Source organism: Rhodocytophaga rosea (genome assembly GCF_010119975.1).
Classification (GTDB): Bacteria; Bacteroidota; Bacteroidia; order Cytophagales; family 172606-1; genus Rhodocytophaga; species Rhodocytophaga rosea.
In genome coordinates, this window is record NZ_CP048222.1 from 943213 (window position 1) to 958962 (window position 15750).

The window sequence follows — 15750 nt, forward strand, 5'->3', positions numbered from 1 at the left end:
CCATTGTAACCAAAATTCAAAAACATGAATTATCTCATTTTAATTGCATTGGTGATCTTGATGGCTCATTCTTCTTATGGGCAACATGAAAATAATTTTATAGACTCTCTGGGACAAACTGTTGGAGGCACGAAAGAAGAATTGATCAAAATAAAAGAGAATTACTATCTTATTCAGCCGACTGGCATTGTAGGAAATATAGCTGTGTACACCGGTTCAACTGGTGTGGTGATGGTAGATGCTCAATGGGCAAAACTGGCTCCGCGTATTAAGGAATTGATCAGCACGGTTACAGACAAGCCGGTGCGAAGCCTTGTCAATACGCACTTTCACTTCGACCACGTAGACGGAAACAAAGCCTTCGGAAGGGAAAATGTTACCATTATTGCCCATACTAACCTTCGTGAAAGATTGTTAAAGGATAGAGTAATAAGTGGTAGCGCATTTGGTGCCATTATACAAAAAGCATATCCAACGGAAGGACTTCCTACCATCACTTTCAACGATACAATGACACTATACGATGGCAATGAAACCATCCGGCTCATCCATTTTCCCAATGCGCATACCGATGGCGATGCCATTGTCCACTTTAAAACCGCCAATATTTACCACACTGGTGATATATTTGTTACATACGGCTTACCTGTTATTGATGAGGCGAACGGTGGTGATATCTATGCAATGATTCAAACCATAGAGTATCTGCTTTCAGTTTCCAACAGTGACACACGGTTTATTCCAGGACATGGTCCGGTTTGTAGCGTAAAAGAACTATCTGAGTATAGAATGTTGCTTACCTCCATTAAAGACCAGGTGGTTGCCGGGGCAAAAAAAGGGTTGTCTCTTGAAAAAATTACCGAGGCAGTAACAGTGAATAAAAACGTAGGCGGCATTGACCGAAACATGTTTATAGGTCACGTTTACCGAATGGTGTTGAAGCATGAGAAAATGAACAACAAGAAAAAGTCCAGGTAAAATTAAAGAGCAGCAGCTTACCAAAAGCATGCCTAAGGATTGCAGGATCAGTTTGTATTGTCTTTCTTACTTATAATACACTAAAACATTAATGAGTACAATCAACCAATAACCTGTTCTGTAGAGTCGTATTCATCATCCTTTGCCCATTTCTTTCATTTCCTTCCTTACAGGCACAATTCAGTTTTTAGTGGTTGATTTGCGAAAACAAAGAATACAAATGCGTAGACGTATGTAAAGAAATAACAGTCGCTTATCAAAATATTGACAGAGAGAGTTTACAGAAGCAACAGAACATTATATAGGTTTTATATGTAAAAAAGGAGCCCTTTGATGAAAAGCTCCTTTTTTACCTATTGAAAAGTTTCGTTATTTTTTACTGGTTTTCTTTTTCCCGCCGCCATCCTGTTTATTTACAGTGGCCCAGGCCCGTTTTTCTGCTTCATCTTCTGACACCCCTTTTTTCTCATAACTTTCTTCGATGTGTTCAGCCTGACGTTTCTGTTTGTCAGTATACTTTGATTTATCTCCTTGTGGCATATGCTGGTTAGTTTAAGGTGATACATTGTTTATGATGTATGTACGTTAAGTCACCAGGGAGTGTTTCTCAAATCTATTTCACCGGGAACTTCATGCGGTAATCGGCTTTTACCTGTCCCCGGCTGATGTCGGTGAGCTTGGATTTAAGCAGGCGGCGCTTCATGGCTGAAAGGTAATCAGTGAAGAGAATGCCCTGCAAATGATCGTATTCATGCTGAATAATACGGGCAGCCAGACCATCGTATTCTTCTACATGTTCATTCCAGTCCACATCGAAATAGCGGATCTTCAGTTTCTCTTTGCGCATGATTTCGGCACGGATACCGGGAATACTCAGGCAGCCTTCTTCAAAACCCCACTTTTCACCAGTTTCTTCCAGGATCACCGGGTTGATGAAAACTTTCTTAAAATCCTTCAGCTTTTCTTCGTCAAGCGGCTCGCCGTCTACCACAAACATACGGATGCTCTTGCCGATCTGGGGAGACGCCAGTCCTACACCACTGGATTCATACATGGTTTCGAACATATCAGCAGCCAGTTGCTGTACATCTATGGAACCTTTCTCAATATCCTGGGCTACTTTTTTCAGCACCGGATCTCCGTAGGCTACAATGGGATAAATCATTATATGTATAGATTAGAAATTTTTTTCTTATTTTTTGCTTTGCATATATGTCTGCAAGATAATAACAGCGCTTATCTTATCAACGTTCGCTTTGTCTCTTCTGTCTTTTTTTTTCATACCTCCGGCGATCATCGTTTGTAAAGCTGTTTTGGAAGTAAAGCGCTCATCGATCAGGTGTATGGGTTTTTCCGGAAACTGCGCCTGCAATTGCCTTACAAATCTTTCTACCAGCGGCGTATTAGAAGTGGCTGTATTATCCAGGCGCCTGGGCATTCCCACTACAAATGCGTCTATATTTTCTGCTTGATCGTAGGTTTTTAAGTAAGCTAATACATCTTTGGCAGCTACTGTTTCCAGGGCTGTAGCAATAATCTGTAAGGGATCAGTTACTGCAATCCCTACCCGTTTGGCTCCATAATCGATGGCTACTAATCTGCCCATAACATATTACTGATCAATCGTCAATTTTCATTAGAATAAGCAGCAATACTACATATTTTTCTCCTGAATCATGCCAACAAAAAATGTCTTAGTTAGCTAAGACATCTCATGTTTCTATACGTACCATATCATTCTTCACTTTTAAACACCCTGTAAATTGAAAAGAATGATCTTGAATACGGTTCCTTTGCCGGACTTACTTTTTACCGAAATGCTGCCACCCATTTTATCCACTGTCTGTTTCACAATATATAAACCAAGCCCTGCCCCATCTGATACATCCGTTGCTTTGAAAAACATATCGAATATTTTTCCTATATACTGCTTTTGTATGCCAATTCCATTGTCTTCCACCGAAATATAGGCTTTGTTTCCAGTAATAGTAATATCTACTTCAAGCAGGTTTTCTTCCCGGCGTACATCCATAAATTTGAGTGCATTCAAGATCAGGTGCCTGAATATGATAGCAATCTGGCTGGCATCGTTATAAAACTTATTACTGGAATGCAGCTGAATTTGTGTTTTCAGCCTAAAAAACTGAGGCAGATAAGTGAATTCATTAAGGCATTGGGTAATTATTTGCTGAAAATCTATGCTTTGTATGTGTGTACTGGTATTTAACATCCGGGAATGATTGAGAATGGTTTGAATAAAGCTATCCAGTTTGTGTATGCTTTTTTCAATTAAACCAATATACACTTCATTCCCCGCTATATCTTTCTCTAGCTTCATCAGATTGGTCAGACCCAGGATGGTACACAAAGGAGCCCGGATGTCATGGGAAACTTTATAGAAGTAATTGTCCAATTCGAAATTTTTCTGCTTCAGTTCATCGAGGGTTTCGATCAGAGCATCTTCCAGCTTTTTATGGGCAGTGATTTCATGCGAAAAAATGATAATGGCTCCGGCTTTTCGTTCTTCATCGTAAAACGGAATCTTGTCTGTCTGAATCCACCGGATTTCTCCATCAGCAAATTTTACCTGCTCAGTTTCATTTAATCTGGGTATTCCTGAACTGATAATTTCCAGGTCTTCCTGGTGGTAACGGGAGGCCTCAGCCGGATTGAGTGTATACAGAGATTTTCCCTCCAGCTCTTCCCTGGCAATTCCATAAAAACTTGCCGCCAATTTATTGGCACGCAAAATCCGGTTAGAAGCATCTTTAAACACAATCATGGCAGGCACAGCATCAAACATGATCTGGTGTTCCTTCTGCTGTTTTTGCAGTTTAGCCTGGGCTAGTTTATGAAGGGTGATGTCATGAAGCGTCAGCACGAGTCCTTTGATATCCGGGTCGAGCAATTGATTATTAACTGTACAATCAAAATACAGCCAGGAGCTGTTTACATGCCTCATTCTGGTTTCTGTATTACCTGGATTAATGTTTTCCTGGCCTGAAGGCGATTGCAATACGGTTTTTATGACCCGATCGTCTTCCGGATGTAGGTATAATGCAGAATCTTTGCCTATCAGTTCTTCGGGTGCATACCCTAGAATCCGCTGCACCGAAGTACTTACAAACGTGATATAGCCTGCTACATCCAGCACCATAATAATATCGGAGGCATTCTGAATGAGGGCTTGAAAATAGCTGCCACTGGTATTGAATTGCCCAAGCACCCGGTGCTGGGAAAGTCTTGGACGCAGGGAATGGATGCCATACGAGCAATCGTCGGCCAGTTGAATCAGCAGTTTAGTTTCTTCTGGATTGAATGCTTTGGACTGGGAGGCATATACATTTAATATTCCGAAAGCCTGCGAGTTATATACCAGAGGAAGCGAAATGGCGGCACCAAATTCCTTTTCGGTGGGTTTACTTTCCCAGGTGGAAGATTTTTCAGGAGAAAGAATATCCTGCACGATGGCTGGCTTATGGGTGCGTAAGGCCGTAAGTACCGGATTATTCACCTGTTTACTATTTGTCCATACCGAATGTGCATTTTCAGGATACCCGGCTTCAAAGCCCATTTGTGAGTACCGGCGGGCTTTTTTACGCTCATCGGATACTGAAAAACCTATCCAGGCCATCTGATATCCTCCTGTCTCTACAATGGTGCGGCACAGATCCTGTAATAAAGTTTTTTCCTCCGATGCCCGCATCAATAGCCGGTTACATTGGCCGATCATCTGCCATACCTGAGCACTGCGGCCCAGCCAGGATTCTTTTTCCAAATGATTCTGTAGGAAGAGGGAAGAAATGGCTGAATCCGGGGTATGGGCTACAAGAATGCGTGCTTCTGAATCGGGTGTTTTTTTCACCATGTTCGCTTTGAAAATAAAAAATAGTTTAAAATGAACAACTAATCTTTATAGAGTTATCAGTGTATCAAAGCTGGCAATGATGCAAAATTATCGTTTTTTGCTGAAGGTATGCGTGTTATACCTCTGTATTCATAGCTGGATTTATAAGTTTTATCGAAAAAGAGCCGGTTTTCATACAAACGATAGATTGCAGTAAATCATTGTTTTATCAGCCAAAATTACCCCCTTATCTTGTATTGCTGCTACAACCTGAATAAGCCTATCCTATAATAATATCAATCCACATTTTCGAAAATTTTACTTCTTTCCCATGCAGGAAGATTTTTTGCATTTCATCTGGCAATTTCAATACTTCAACCGGCAGCAACTGCTCACAACGGCTTCTGAATCCTTGCACATTCTCAATCCCGGATTAGCTAATGATCATGCCGGACCAGACTTTAGTCAGGCCCGTATCCGCATTGGTAATATAGAATGGGCAGGGCAGGTAGAAATTCATATAAAATCATCGGACTGGGAAGCCCACCAGCACCAGCATGATCTTGCTTACGAGAATGTAATTCTGCATGTAGTATGGCATAATGATAAGCCTATTTGCCGGAAAGATGGCTCGCTTATTCCTACCCTGGAATTAAAAGAGAGAGTAAACGTACAACTACTTGGCCGGTATAATTATTTGCTTGCCAATAAGAATGTTATTCCCTGTGCTTCTCTGTTTGCACTTGTTCCGGATATTCATAAAGTGCATGCCTTAGATAAAGCATTGATGCAGCGGCTGCAATACAAGGCGGCTACTGTGCAAGAATTATTAGCAGTAAATGGTCAGGATTGGGAAGAAACAACCTACCAGTGGCTAGCCAGAAGCATGGGCTTTAAACTAAATGCGGAACCTTTCCTTCAACTTGCCAAAGCCATTCCTTTAAAGTTATTACAAAAACACCGGGATAATTTGTTGCAGATGGAAGCTTTACTGTTTGGCCAGGCTGGCTTTTTAGAAGAGCAAAGTAACGATGCCTATGTACAGTCTTTACAAAAGGAATATAAGTTTCTGAGTCATAAATACCAGTTAGCGGGCACAAAACTATCTGTGGGCCAATGGAAATTTGCAAAATTACGTCCGGTAAACTTTCCAACCCTGCGCATCGCACATCTTGCCGCTCTCTTGCAAGTTCACCAGAATTTATTTTCCCTGTTCATCCATACAGATACATTGCATGCATTCGCAGACATTCTGGCAGCACCACCTTCTTCTTACTGGCAACATCATTATACCTTTGAAAAAGAGACAAAAATTACCAGCCATCTGGGAAAAGAAAGTATAAGCAATCTGGTAATCAATACGGTAGTACCCATTCTGGCTTGTTATGCCCAGCAAAAAGACAAATATGCCTATATTGATACAGCCATTGCCTGGCTGGAATCACTGCCTGCCGAGGATAATTATATTACCCGTTTATGGAAAGAATTACAACTGCCTGTTAAAAATGCCTTTGATGCACAGGCTAGTATTGAATTGTATAATATTTTTTGTGTGCCGGTAAAATGCCTTTCCTGCCCGGTAGGCGTACATCTGATCAAGAAAAGCCAGTAGCTCACGGAAATGTCTGAATGGAAATATTCGCTGAATCAGTAATTTTATTATTTCTATGGACTCTCCTCTCTTAGCATTGGACTAAATGCATGACCATTGATTACTGATCCGTTTCCTGATGCGGATGTTCTCCTTCTTTTAACACCAGCCGTAGGGACTTTTTCACAATTTCACCCATACTGTCGCAGGTCAAAAAAGTATCATCTTTATAATGAATCGCCAGTTCTTTGCGCAGGTTAGCAGTATTTGCAGGTGTTGAAATGGTATCAGCGGCCATAATATCAGTGAGGGCAATAATGCGGTTTCCGGCTGTATTTAATCTATTGGCGATCATTACTTTCTCTTCTTTCTGGTATTGCCGCACCGATTCCGGAGTAATGCGGTTGAATCCCAGTTCCAGAATAGGATTGTTCTGCTTAAAATATTGTGGCAAAAAAACCGATTTTTTCCCTTCATACGATTGCTGGTCGAAGTCGATGGCCCGGATGCGGTAATGTACTTCCTCAAAATCGGGCGTGAGCATAATTACAAAGTTATTAGCATGCATATCGCCCAGCAAGCGCACAAAACACCGCTCATTAAATTTCACAAACTCCTTAGCCAGACGGACATAATTCAGGTTGGGATCGTGCAGGTAGTATTTGATAAATAAATCACCGGGAATTCCGGCAATGTGTTCTTCTACCAGCGTATCGGCAGAGATAATATAATTGATGCGGTTGGGTGAAAGAATATGTTCCAGTTCCAGCCCGTATACCCTCGAAGCATCAGCTTTTTTGATATAAAAATAGTCAAAATTGTCATTTACATTATTAATTACCCGCACCCGGAAAGGCCTGGTATTCCCATACACACACACATCTACCCTATCGACCGACAAATGCCTGGTTACTGAGAGGTCGCCATTGGTTTTCAATTCGGCATATACCACTTTCAGGTTGTGGTAAATTTCCTGAATATCTCCGGGTGAGTAAAAAACCGTTTCCCAGAGCGTATCCTGACCTAGTTTGTCAAATAAAGTAATGGCATTGGCATACCTGGTAAGATCGTCGTAGCGGATGGGAAGTTTTACCTCCCGGCTATATTTTATCAGGTATTCCCGCAGCGGAGGCGTAATCTTGTAGACGATCTTTTTTCTGCTGATATAGGCCATAAATCCCTTTTTCTTCCAAATTACTATAAAACAACATACCTTCAGCTATTGTTAATCAGTTACTATGGTTTCATTCAAAAAACCGGATATATCCTGTAGCCACTCTTGTTTGTAGCGATTCAGATAGTTTTCATGTCCTGCTTCAGGATAGGTTCTGAGCAATTTCTTTCCATTCAAGTTGGCGAAAATCTGCTTGGTTTCTTCCCGGCTTACTTCCAGATCTTTTTCTCCATACAGCAATAAAACCGGAAAATCTACTTTTCTGGCATATTCCTGAGGGTTATGTCCATACGCCCAGAATCCATTCTGCACTCCTCCCCATAATACGAGTAGATTTGCCATCGGGAAACAGGGAACCTGCATTTGCCGGAACCTGGCACAAGTAGTCTGATACATGGAGCCAAACGGACATTCCAGAATGGCTGCCGCCGGCTGAATGGAATAGGCATCAGCTGCTTTAAGTATAGCCGCAGCGCCCATGGAAGTGCCGAACAGAATTACATTTTTCTCCTGCTGTTGCGAAAGATAATCCAGACTAGCTTTTACATCCTGCGCTTCCCGGAAACCAATGGTCGTCTGGTTGCCTGCTGATCCGCCTGTACCAATAAAATCTACCAGAAAAGTACTATACCCCAGTTTTATAAATTCATCTGATTTATCAAGCATCAGGGATTTATTGCCGCTATAGCCATGAAAAAGCACAACCGTTCCTTTGCTGTTGGGTATTTTAATGTGCCAGCATTCAATATTCTGACTGCTTCTCAACACTACTTTCTGATATGGCTGTGCAGGAAAGATTTTGTTGGTAGGTCTTGGATTATTGATTCCAAAAATCAGCGTAGTGAGTTTATCCAGGAGAGATAAATCTTTGGCATGTTGCGTTTTTTGAATATTTGCTTCTGCAAAATGGGTAAACTTATAGGCATGAAAAAAAGCCACTACATTCATGGCCAGAAAAACGGCTAGTATAGCCCATGCCAGTTGTTTTCTTAGTCTGAAAAATGTTTTAATAGGAACAGGGATTTTAAAGCAATTTACAGATTTTCTTTACCTGATTTCCTGGCAAAGTTCGATCAATACGCCTCCTGCTGATTTGGGATGCAGAAAACACACCAGCTTATTATCGGCGCCTCTTTTAGGTTGTTCATTGAGTAATACGAAGCCTTCCCCTTTCATACGCTCCATTTCTGCCTGGATATCGGTTACTTCATAGGCGATGTGGTGCATCCCCTCTCCTTTTTTCTCAATATATTTAGCAATCACACTATCAGGATGGGTAGCTTCCAGCAACTCAATTTTAGTTTCGCCCACCTGAAAAAATACAGTCTTTACCTGCTCACTTTCTACGGTTTCGGTTTTGTACGGATCAACACCTAATAGCTTTGTATATAAGGCTACTGCTTTAGGCATATTTTTAACAGCGATACCAATGTGCTCTACTTTTTGCATATTTGTAAGAGGAAAAGCAAATCAAGAAACTTTTTACCGGACAAAAAAGTTTTAAGGTAGATTTGTACTACTGTGCCTGGAAATGCATGGAAACAGGTACAAAAATTGATTATATTCGTATATACATTTGACACTATTTCGCAACACATATGATAAGCGTTACTGACAAAGCCAAAGAAAAAATTATAGAATTACGCCATAAGGACGGATACACAGATAATCACAATATACGGGTTTCTGTAGAGGGCGGCGGCTGCTCAGGACTGATGTATAACCTGAATTTTGATTCAGCTGTAAAACCTTCCGACCAGTCTTTTGAAGACAAGGGCATCAAGATTCTGGTAGACAAGAAAAGCCTGTTGTATCTGATCGGCACCGTACTTGATTTTTCAGACGGGCTGAATGGCAAAGGCTTCCAGTTTATCAATCCGAATGCTTCCAGAACCTGCGGCTGCGGCGAGAGCTTTGCCGTATAATGCTGATAAAAAGTAAGCAAAAAAGCCTGCTTTGGTTATTCAAAGCAGGCTTTTTTGTTTTAATCATTAGTGTATATACAAGTGCTAATCCCATTCTAATTCAATCAGATTAGCCAAATGACGAAGCATCACCAGCTTCTCAATTTCACATTTATTCAGTGAATTCCTTCTTTGCAAATCTGTCCGTAGTTTGATTTCATGGCCTAAACGAGTATATATCTTATCAAATTTACCTTGTACATGAGTCGAATTTGCAAGGAAATTATTGAGGCTTTTTTCGAATGTAACTACTAATTCTTTCAGTTCTTCATACGAATATTTCCGGAAATTCTGTTCTATTTTTCTGGAGAAAAACTGGTATTGCTTTTTAATAGTAGAAATAGTGAGTACAGAATCAACTTTATAGTGATTAATCTCTATCTCTGCCTCTTCTCCATCATTCATTAAAGACAGTAACTCATTAAAATTGATATCTTCTGCCTCCAGCAACGTATATTCACAAAAATGATATTCCGCATTAGCCTGAAAAGTCGGGTGAAGTTTCTCGGTTAACACGAGATGATTCCCTTCCATTCTATATTTGACGAAAACGCCCATACAAATATCAATTTTTGTATTAGTTGGCAGTTAATCCAGCTTCGGCAACGATAAATTATTTAGCACACTTTTCTTGGCCATCAATGCTTCAATCTCCTCCGCTTTTCTGGGAGCCATGGCTGATAGATTTTCCCAGCCCTTTTCCTTGATCAGAATATCATCTTCGATGCGAACGGCAATACCCCACCACTTTTTGTCACAGTTGCTGCCTTCAGGAATGTAAATACCTGGTTCTACCGTAATCACATCGCCTGGCTGTAACGGTCCGTAGGTTCCCCGGTCGTGTACATCCAGACCTAAATAATGCGAAGTTCCGTGCGGAAAATAAGAATGACGTTCATTTTCATCTTTAATAATTCCCAGCTCTTTTAAACCTTTATTAATCACGGCCTTGGCAGCATTATGAGGCGCCCGGAATGCACTATCTTTTACACACATTTTGAAAGCAGCTTCCTGCGCCTGGTATACCAGTTCATAAATCTGCTTTTGCTCCTTGCTGAATTTACCGGATGCAGGAATCGTACGGGTTACATCGGCGGTATAGCCATGGTATTCCGCACCCACATCCATCAACACCAGATCAGTACTCAGTTTGGTCTTATTATTTTCGATATAATGCAGCACACAACCATTGTTGCCGGCGCCTACAATAGTAGGATAACCTTCATATTCTGCCCCATATTTTTTGTAAATAAACTCATGGATGCCCTGTACTTCCATTTCCGACATGCCTGGATGCATGGCTTTGGCTACCTCGATCTGGGCTATGGCCGAAATGTTAATGGCTTTGCGGAGTAACTTGAGTTCGGCTTCCGTTTTGGTCTGCCGCAGGGTGGTCATGTATGTTTCCAGCTTATAGCCATTAATTTTTAAGGCAGGAATCTTTTCAACTACTTTTTGTCTGGCCTGCTCATCTGGTGCTTGTCCATACTCTGAAAGCAATTTGTCATCTTTTAGCTTTTCCTGGTAACTCTGGTAGCGGCGGATGGTTTCTGCGGCATTTACGCTGTTTTCGGGCTTGGTTTGTTTGATCAGGTCGTATAGTTTGTGTGTTTCCGTATTATAATTCTCAGGATAGTTCACTTTCTGTTTAAACTGAGCAATCAAATCATACAGGTCGCCTTTCTCTCTGGTTTCGTCGCGCACATCGTTGTAAAAAGGCATAAAAAATATATTCTCAAAGGCTGAGAAATCAATTGGTGCATTGGCAAATTCTGTATCATCATAGGCCATGTTGAAGCCCAGCTTATTCTTCGCTCCTTCCGTACCCAGCCTTCTGCCAGTCCACATTTCGGCTTGTCGATTTCTGGGTTGTACATATAATATTTCGTTGTAGGTTTCACCACTAGCCGCTTTCTGGGGTGTTGAAAATACCAGTAGCATGGCATGCGGTTCGGAATAGCCGGTCAGGTAATAGAAATCAGGGTCCTGATGATAAGTAAATTCCACATCATTAGCCCGGTTACGCACCGGATTGGCAAAGAAAACAGCCACTGAATTGGCAGGCATCAGTTTACGGAGTTGTTCCCGGCGTTCCTGGTGGAATTCCTTACTTAGGAAATCTTCCGGTGTATCGCCGGGCAGCGTAAAACTACCGAACACAATCAATACAATCAGGATAAAATATCGGGTGAGCGTATGCATATACTAACAGGTTTAAATCATTTGAAACTTCAACCCTATAGGCGGTAAAAGTGTTGGCCTGTATGGCTGGATTATTATTGGAACTTTATCTGGAAGCTACAATAATAATTATAAAATTTCAATGAAAGAACCTTTCAAGTATAGCTACTCCTTATTTTATTAGTGATCCTCTTTATGCGTTTACAAGTCTTAGGTAAGTATCAACCTGCTTGTTAGCGTTATAACAAAGCATGGCTACCCCGGAACGGAAGATATGGGTTTTGTAGAGTTGCAGATCAAGCTGGCGGCTTACATTTTTGAAGAGTGCTTTTCCCTTTCCCAGCACCACCGGATGCACCCACACCTGATATTCATCTACCAGATTCATCGACATGAGTACGGCTACTATACTGGCACTTCCATACATAATCATGTCTTTACCGGGCTGTTGTTTAAGTTGTACGATAGCCGCAGCAAGGTTCCCTTTTATACGTATCGCATTATTCCAAGGGGGAATCTGGGAGGTGTGGGAGAAAACAAATTTTGTATACCGATGCATCATGTCTGCAAAGGCAAGATCTTCTCTGGGAAACGACAAATCATGTAGTTTGGCAGTCCAGTACCGGGCCATGGCATTGTAAGTAACTCTTCCGAGTAAAATAGTATCTGCTTTGCTTAACTGCTCACAAGCACATTCGGCCATATCGGATGTCCACCTCTGAAAATGCCAGTCCAGTTCACAGTCAGGTCCGGAAAGGAAGCCATCCAGGGTTACATTCATCGAAACAATTAACTTCCGCATGGAATCAGAGAATTATCCGTTAAATAACAATATCCTCAACCCATGAAGGCAGATGTAATTGATAATCTCTTCATAGGTTGAGGACATCCTTATCTGCCTTCCGGTTTATAGCAGAGCACCACCACTCCACACTCAAAAGACTGGGCATGCACGAGTTGCAATGATATCTTGGTGTTCAGGTTATTAAAAATACTCAAGCCCTTACCGATAGCCACCGGATTAATAAACAAATGGTATTCATCAATCAGGTTTTCGCGAATGAGAGACGATACAAAACTGGCACCACCATAGGCCATTATTACTTTACCCTCTTGCTTTTTCAGGGCATTGATCTCTTCTGTCAGATTACCTTTGGCTACTACCGTATTGTCCCACTGGGATTGATCAAGCGTTTTGGTAAAAACCACCTTGTGTGTGTTGGTGAACTTTTTTCCAGCTTCTACTTCCGGGTTATCTGGAGTGGCTGCTACCCTGGCCCAGTGAGGAATAAACCCCTCAGCAAGTTTGCGTCCCAGCACAATGCAATCTATGGGTTCTGTAAGGTCCGTTAAGTATTTTATCAAGCCTTCGTCCCAGTTAAACTTCATCCAATCCATTTCTCCATTAGGACCAGCTACATACCCATCCAGGGTGAGTTGCATCTGTAATTTCAGTTTTTTCATATTGCTTAAAAATCAAATGGGTTTGTTAGTGTAATTACGCCAGAACAGGCCTGTATTTTTTGTGATACAATATATATGAACTTACAGCTAATGTAAGTGGAATAATCATGGGTAGCCAGGAGGAAGCCGGCTCACCAACCATAGCAATTAAGTACGTGGCTCCTAACAAGTCTATTACTAATCCTGCATACGCCCATTCTTTGAGTCTGGGAAAACCAGGTATTAAAATAGCGGCTACACCCAGCGTTTTGGCAATTCCGAGAAAAGGAAGCATATACGTTGGAAAATGTATATTGGTGAATCCTTCTGCGGCGAACTGCATGGAAAATATATCCGGAATTGCAGAGCCCAGCATCATAAAAGCAAATAAACCTGTAATGATCCAATAAACAATCGTTATCTTTTTCATGGGAGTGTTCATTTATGACCTGCTATTTTACTTTGATGCAGTTTTCAGCCGGTGATAGAATAAATAAGAACCTGCAATACAGGCCATACCAATCAGAAGCGGTGCCCAGGCACTCACCGGATCACCCACGGCAATGCCTGAGTACATAGCACCGGCTAAATCATAGGTAAAGCCTGCATATGCCCATTCTTTGAGTCTGGGAAAACCAGGAACCAATATGGCAATTACACCTAAAGATTTAGCAACCCCTAAAAAAGGAAGCAGATATACCGGATAACCTAGGTGCTTAAACAGCGCCTGTGCTTCCGGAACGGCCAGTATATCAGGAATAGAACCTACCATCATCAGCAGAGCCAGTAAGGTGGTAAAAATCCAGTAGAAAATCTTTGCTCTTTTAACAGAGGCCGGTTTGATAGCAAGCTGGGTGGAGGTAAGTTCGATTGTGTTCATATATGGATTTGTTAGGTTAAACATTGGTGCGAATCATTGATACAAATGTACAGGGCTGGTCAGACTTTGATCGTGTGCAAGTGCGACCTGTTCAGGGGCCGGTTGCGACTTTGTATCACATATAATTTTCCTGTTTAGAAACCTTTTTTTTCTGCCGGTAAAATTTTGAACAAGCCGAAAAATCGCATAGATTAACCCAGAAACCCAGACAGATTTTGCCCTGTCAGTTTGAATAATAAGACCTGCAGGAGCGTTATTTTTAAAGACATTTCCCTGCATTTATTTTTAGCAACCAGTATTTAACCACTAAGCCGATAATGAAAAAACATGTTTCTATCCTGGTTCCCCAGGAAGCAGTGATGGCCAGTATTGTAGACCCCCGCACTATTTTAACCGGGGTCAATGAATTTTTAGAAGCAGCCGGAAAACCTGCCCGGTTTCACATACAATTAGTGGGGCTCTCGAGAGAAGTAAAAGTACACAACGGCCTATTTTCAGTACATTCGGATGTATTGCTTCAGGACTTACATCAAACCGATCTGATTATTATTCCGGCCATAAGCGGCGATTTTAAAAGAGCCATCGAAATAAACCAGGCATTCGTTCCCTGGATTATTGAACAATACCACAAAGGGGCAGAAGTAGCCAGTTTGTGTATTGGTGCTTTTTTACTGGCAGCCACTGGGTTATTAAATGGCAAAGAATGTTCTTCGCACTGGAGAAGTGCAGAGGAGTTCAGAGAAATGTTTCCGGAAGTAACCCTGGTAGATGGACGCATTGTAACAGAGCAGGACGGTTTGTATTCCAGTGGCGGGGCTACTTCTTACTGGAATCTGCTATTGTATCTGGTAGAAAAATATGCCGGACGGGAAGTTGCCATTACTGCCTCCAAAGTATATGCCCTGGAAATAGACCGGAAAAGTCAGTCTCCTTTTATTATGTTCAACGGGCAGAAAAACCATGAAGATGAACCTATAAAAAAAGCGCAGGAGTTTATCGAAAAGAATCTGGCAGAACGGATTACGGTAGAAGACCTGGCTGATAAATTTGCCATCGGAAAGCGGCATTTTGAGCGGCGTTTTAAAAAAGCAACCCATAATACACCAGTTGAATATATGCAACGGGTAAAAATTGAAGCGGCCAAAAAACATTTAGAAATCAGCCGGATGAACGTAAATGAGGTGATGTTTGAGGTAGGCTACAATGATACCAAAGCTTTCCGGACCGTGTTTAAAAAATTGACCGGCCTCTCTCCTATTGAATACCGGAATAAATACAACAAAGAAGCCGCCGTGTCATAGGGGTATTATTTTAATATTAACAATGAATTTAAATATTAGCATCAATAGAAAAATGAAAGCTAAATCTGATAGGACAATATCATCCATAATGATGATGTATAGTTTGTTTTTTATAAGTATACTATTTATCAAAGGTTTCAATTTGACAATATTTGGTTGGTGCTGGATACTTGGTTGGTCATTATTAGTAGTTTTAGCAGCTTGGAAAGTTGAATCTTACGAAATTATTGACGGTAAACTCATAAAGAGAAATCTTTTGGGCTTATTTTCCCGAGAAAGAGAGCTCAATACAATGAAAAAATACTCCAAAAATTTAATAAATACTGACTACCCTACAAATCCATCAACATAGTTAGATTATTTTCCAGGCAGCATAAATACTTGGTTTATC

Annotated in this window: 18 protein-coding genes; 5 read left to right on the forward strand and 13 right to left on the reverse strand. The window is 41.2% G+C overall.

Translation table 11 applies throughout. The annotated features are described in order from the left end of the window. Positions 1-24 precede the first annotated feature (24 nt). Positions 25-978: an MBL fold metallo-hydrolase gene (locus tag GXP67_RS04075; protein WP_162441975.1), complete on the forward strand. Its 954-nt coding sequence runs from the start codon at positions 25-27 to the stop codon at positions 976-978. A 369-nt stretch (positions 979-1347) separates the two neighbouring features. Here GXP67_RS04075 and GXP67_RS36890 read toward each other — a convergent pair whose 3' ends face one another. The 4 genes from GXP67_RS36890 to GXP67_RS04090 all read right to left on the reverse strand — a co-directional run bounded on the left by GXP67_RS36890 (position 1348) and on the right by GXP67_RS04090 (position 4846). Next, positions 1348-1518 (reverse strand): hypothetical protein, encoded by a 171-nt coding sequence (locus GXP67_RS36890; protein ID WP_197901643.1) that lies wholly within the window; start codon positions 1516-1518, stop codon positions 1348-1350. A gap of 73 nt (positions 1519-1591) precedes the next feature. Further along, positions 1592-2143 (reverse strand): peptide deformylase, encoded by a 552-nt coding sequence (gene def / locus GXP67_RS04080; protein ID WP_162441976.1) that lies wholly within the window; start codon positions 2141-2143, stop codon positions 1592-1594. Between the two features lie 27 nt (positions 2144-2170). Beyond that, the gene (gene ruvX, locus GXP67_RS04085) at positions 2171-2584 is read right to left on the reverse strand and encodes a Holliday junction resolvase RuvX (protein ID WP_162441977.1); all 414 of its coding nucleotides are present in this window, start codon (positions 2582-2584) and stop codon (positions 2171-2173) included. A 141-nt stretch (positions 2585-2725) separates the two neighbouring features. Beyond that, positions 2726-4846, reverse strand: coding sequence for a PAS domain S-box protein (locus GXP67_RS04090; protein WP_162441978.1), 2121 nt, complete (start codon positions 4844-4846; stop codon positions 2726-2728). Between the two features lie 310 nt (positions 4847-5156). Between GXP67_RS04090 and GXP67_RS04095 the strand changes: the two genes are divergently transcribed. Next, positions 5157-6437, forward strand: coding sequence for a DUF2851 family protein (locus GXP67_RS04095; protein WP_162441979.1), 1281 nt, complete (start codon positions 5157-5159; stop codon positions 6435-6437). Between the two features lie 100 nt (positions 6438-6537). On the opposite strand, the gene GXP67_RS04100 is transcribed toward GXP67_RS04095, so the two are convergent. The 3 genes from GXP67_RS04100 to mce form a co-directional block, all read right to left on the reverse strand. Further along, entirely contained in the window at positions 6538-7590 is a 1053-nt protein-coding gene (locus GXP67_RS04100) for a hypothetical protein (protein ID WP_162441980.1), read from the reverse strand. Positions 7591-7641: 51 nt separating this feature from the next. Beyond that, on the reverse strand, positions 7642-8538 hold the full coding sequence (locus GXP67_RS04105; protein WP_162441981.1) for an alpha/beta hydrolase: 897 nt from the start codon (positions 8536-8538) through the stop codon (positions 7642-7644). A 99-nt stretch (positions 8539-8637) separates the two neighbouring features. Beyond that, the gene (gene mce, locus GXP67_RS04110; protein WP_162441982.1) at positions 8638-9039 is read right to left on the reverse strand and encodes a methylmalonyl-CoA epimerase; all 402 of its coding nucleotides are present in this window, start codon (positions 9037-9039) and stop codon (positions 8638-8640) included. Between the two features lie 149 nt (positions 9040-9188). Here mce and GXP67_RS04115 point away from each other — a divergent pair, with 149 nt between their 5' ends. After that, on the forward strand, positions 9189-9515 hold the full coding sequence (locus GXP67_RS04115; RefSeq protein ID WP_162441983.1) for a HesB/IscA family protein: 327 nt from the start codon (positions 9189-9191) through the stop codon (positions 9513-9515). 84 nt (positions 9516-9599) lie between these two features. Here GXP67_RS04115 and GXP67_RS04120 read toward each other — a convergent pair whose 3' ends face one another. The 6 genes from GXP67_RS04120 to GXP67_RS04145 all read right to left on the reverse strand — a co-directional run bounded on the left by GXP67_RS04120 (position 9600) and on the right by GXP67_RS04145 (position 14058). After that, positions 9600-10088 carry a hypothetical protein gene (locus tag GXP67_RS04120; RefSeq protein WP_162441984.1) on the reverse strand — a complete coding sequence of 163 codons (489 nt, stop codon included), beginning with the start codon at positions 10086-10088 and terminating at the stop codon, positions 9600-9602. A 54-nt stretch (positions 10089-10142) separates the two neighbouring features. Then, positions 10143-11756, reverse strand: coding sequence for an aminopeptidase P N-terminal domain-containing protein (locus GXP67_RS04125; protein WP_162441985.1), 1614 nt, complete (start codon positions 11754-11756; stop codon positions 10143-10145). A gap of 172 nt (positions 11757-11928) precedes the next feature. Further along, positions 11929-12537 (reverse strand): dihydrofolate reductase family protein, encoded by a 609-nt coding sequence (locus GXP67_RS04130; protein WP_162441986.1) that lies wholly within the window; start codon positions 12535-12537, stop codon positions 11929-11931. 89 nt (positions 12538-12626) lie between these two features. After that, entirely contained in the window at positions 12627-13199 is a 573-nt protein-coding gene (locus tag GXP67_RS04135) for a dihydrofolate reductase family protein (protein WP_162441987.1), read from the reverse strand. A 34-nt stretch (positions 13200-13233) separates the two neighbouring features. Then, a complete protein-coding gene (locus GXP67_RS04140; protein WP_162441988.1) occupies positions 13234-13608 on the reverse strand; it encodes a DoxX family protein in 375 nt (124 codons plus the stop codon). Between the two features lie 27 nt (positions 13609-13635). Next, the gene (locus GXP67_RS04145; protein WP_162441989.1) at positions 13636-14058 is read right to left on the reverse strand and encodes a DoxX family protein; all 423 of its coding nucleotides are present in this window, start codon (positions 14056-14058) and stop codon (positions 13636-13638) included. 317 nt (positions 14059-14375) lie between these two features. Between GXP67_RS04145 and GXP67_RS04150 the strand changes: the two genes are divergently transcribed. Together GXP67_RS04150 and GXP67_RS04155 are read left to right on the forward strand one after the other, a co-directional pair. Further along, positions 14376-15359, forward strand: coding sequence for a GlxA family transcriptional regulator (locus tag GXP67_RS04150; protein WP_162441990.1), 984 nt, complete (start codon positions 14376-14378; stop codon positions 15357-15359). Between the two features lie 22 nt (positions 15360-15381). Then, a complete protein-coding gene (locus GXP67_RS04155; protein ID WP_162441991.1) occupies positions 15382-15711 on the forward strand; it encodes a hypothetical protein in 330 nt (109 codons plus the stop codon). The last annotated feature ends 39 nt before the right edge of the window (positions 15712-15750 follow it).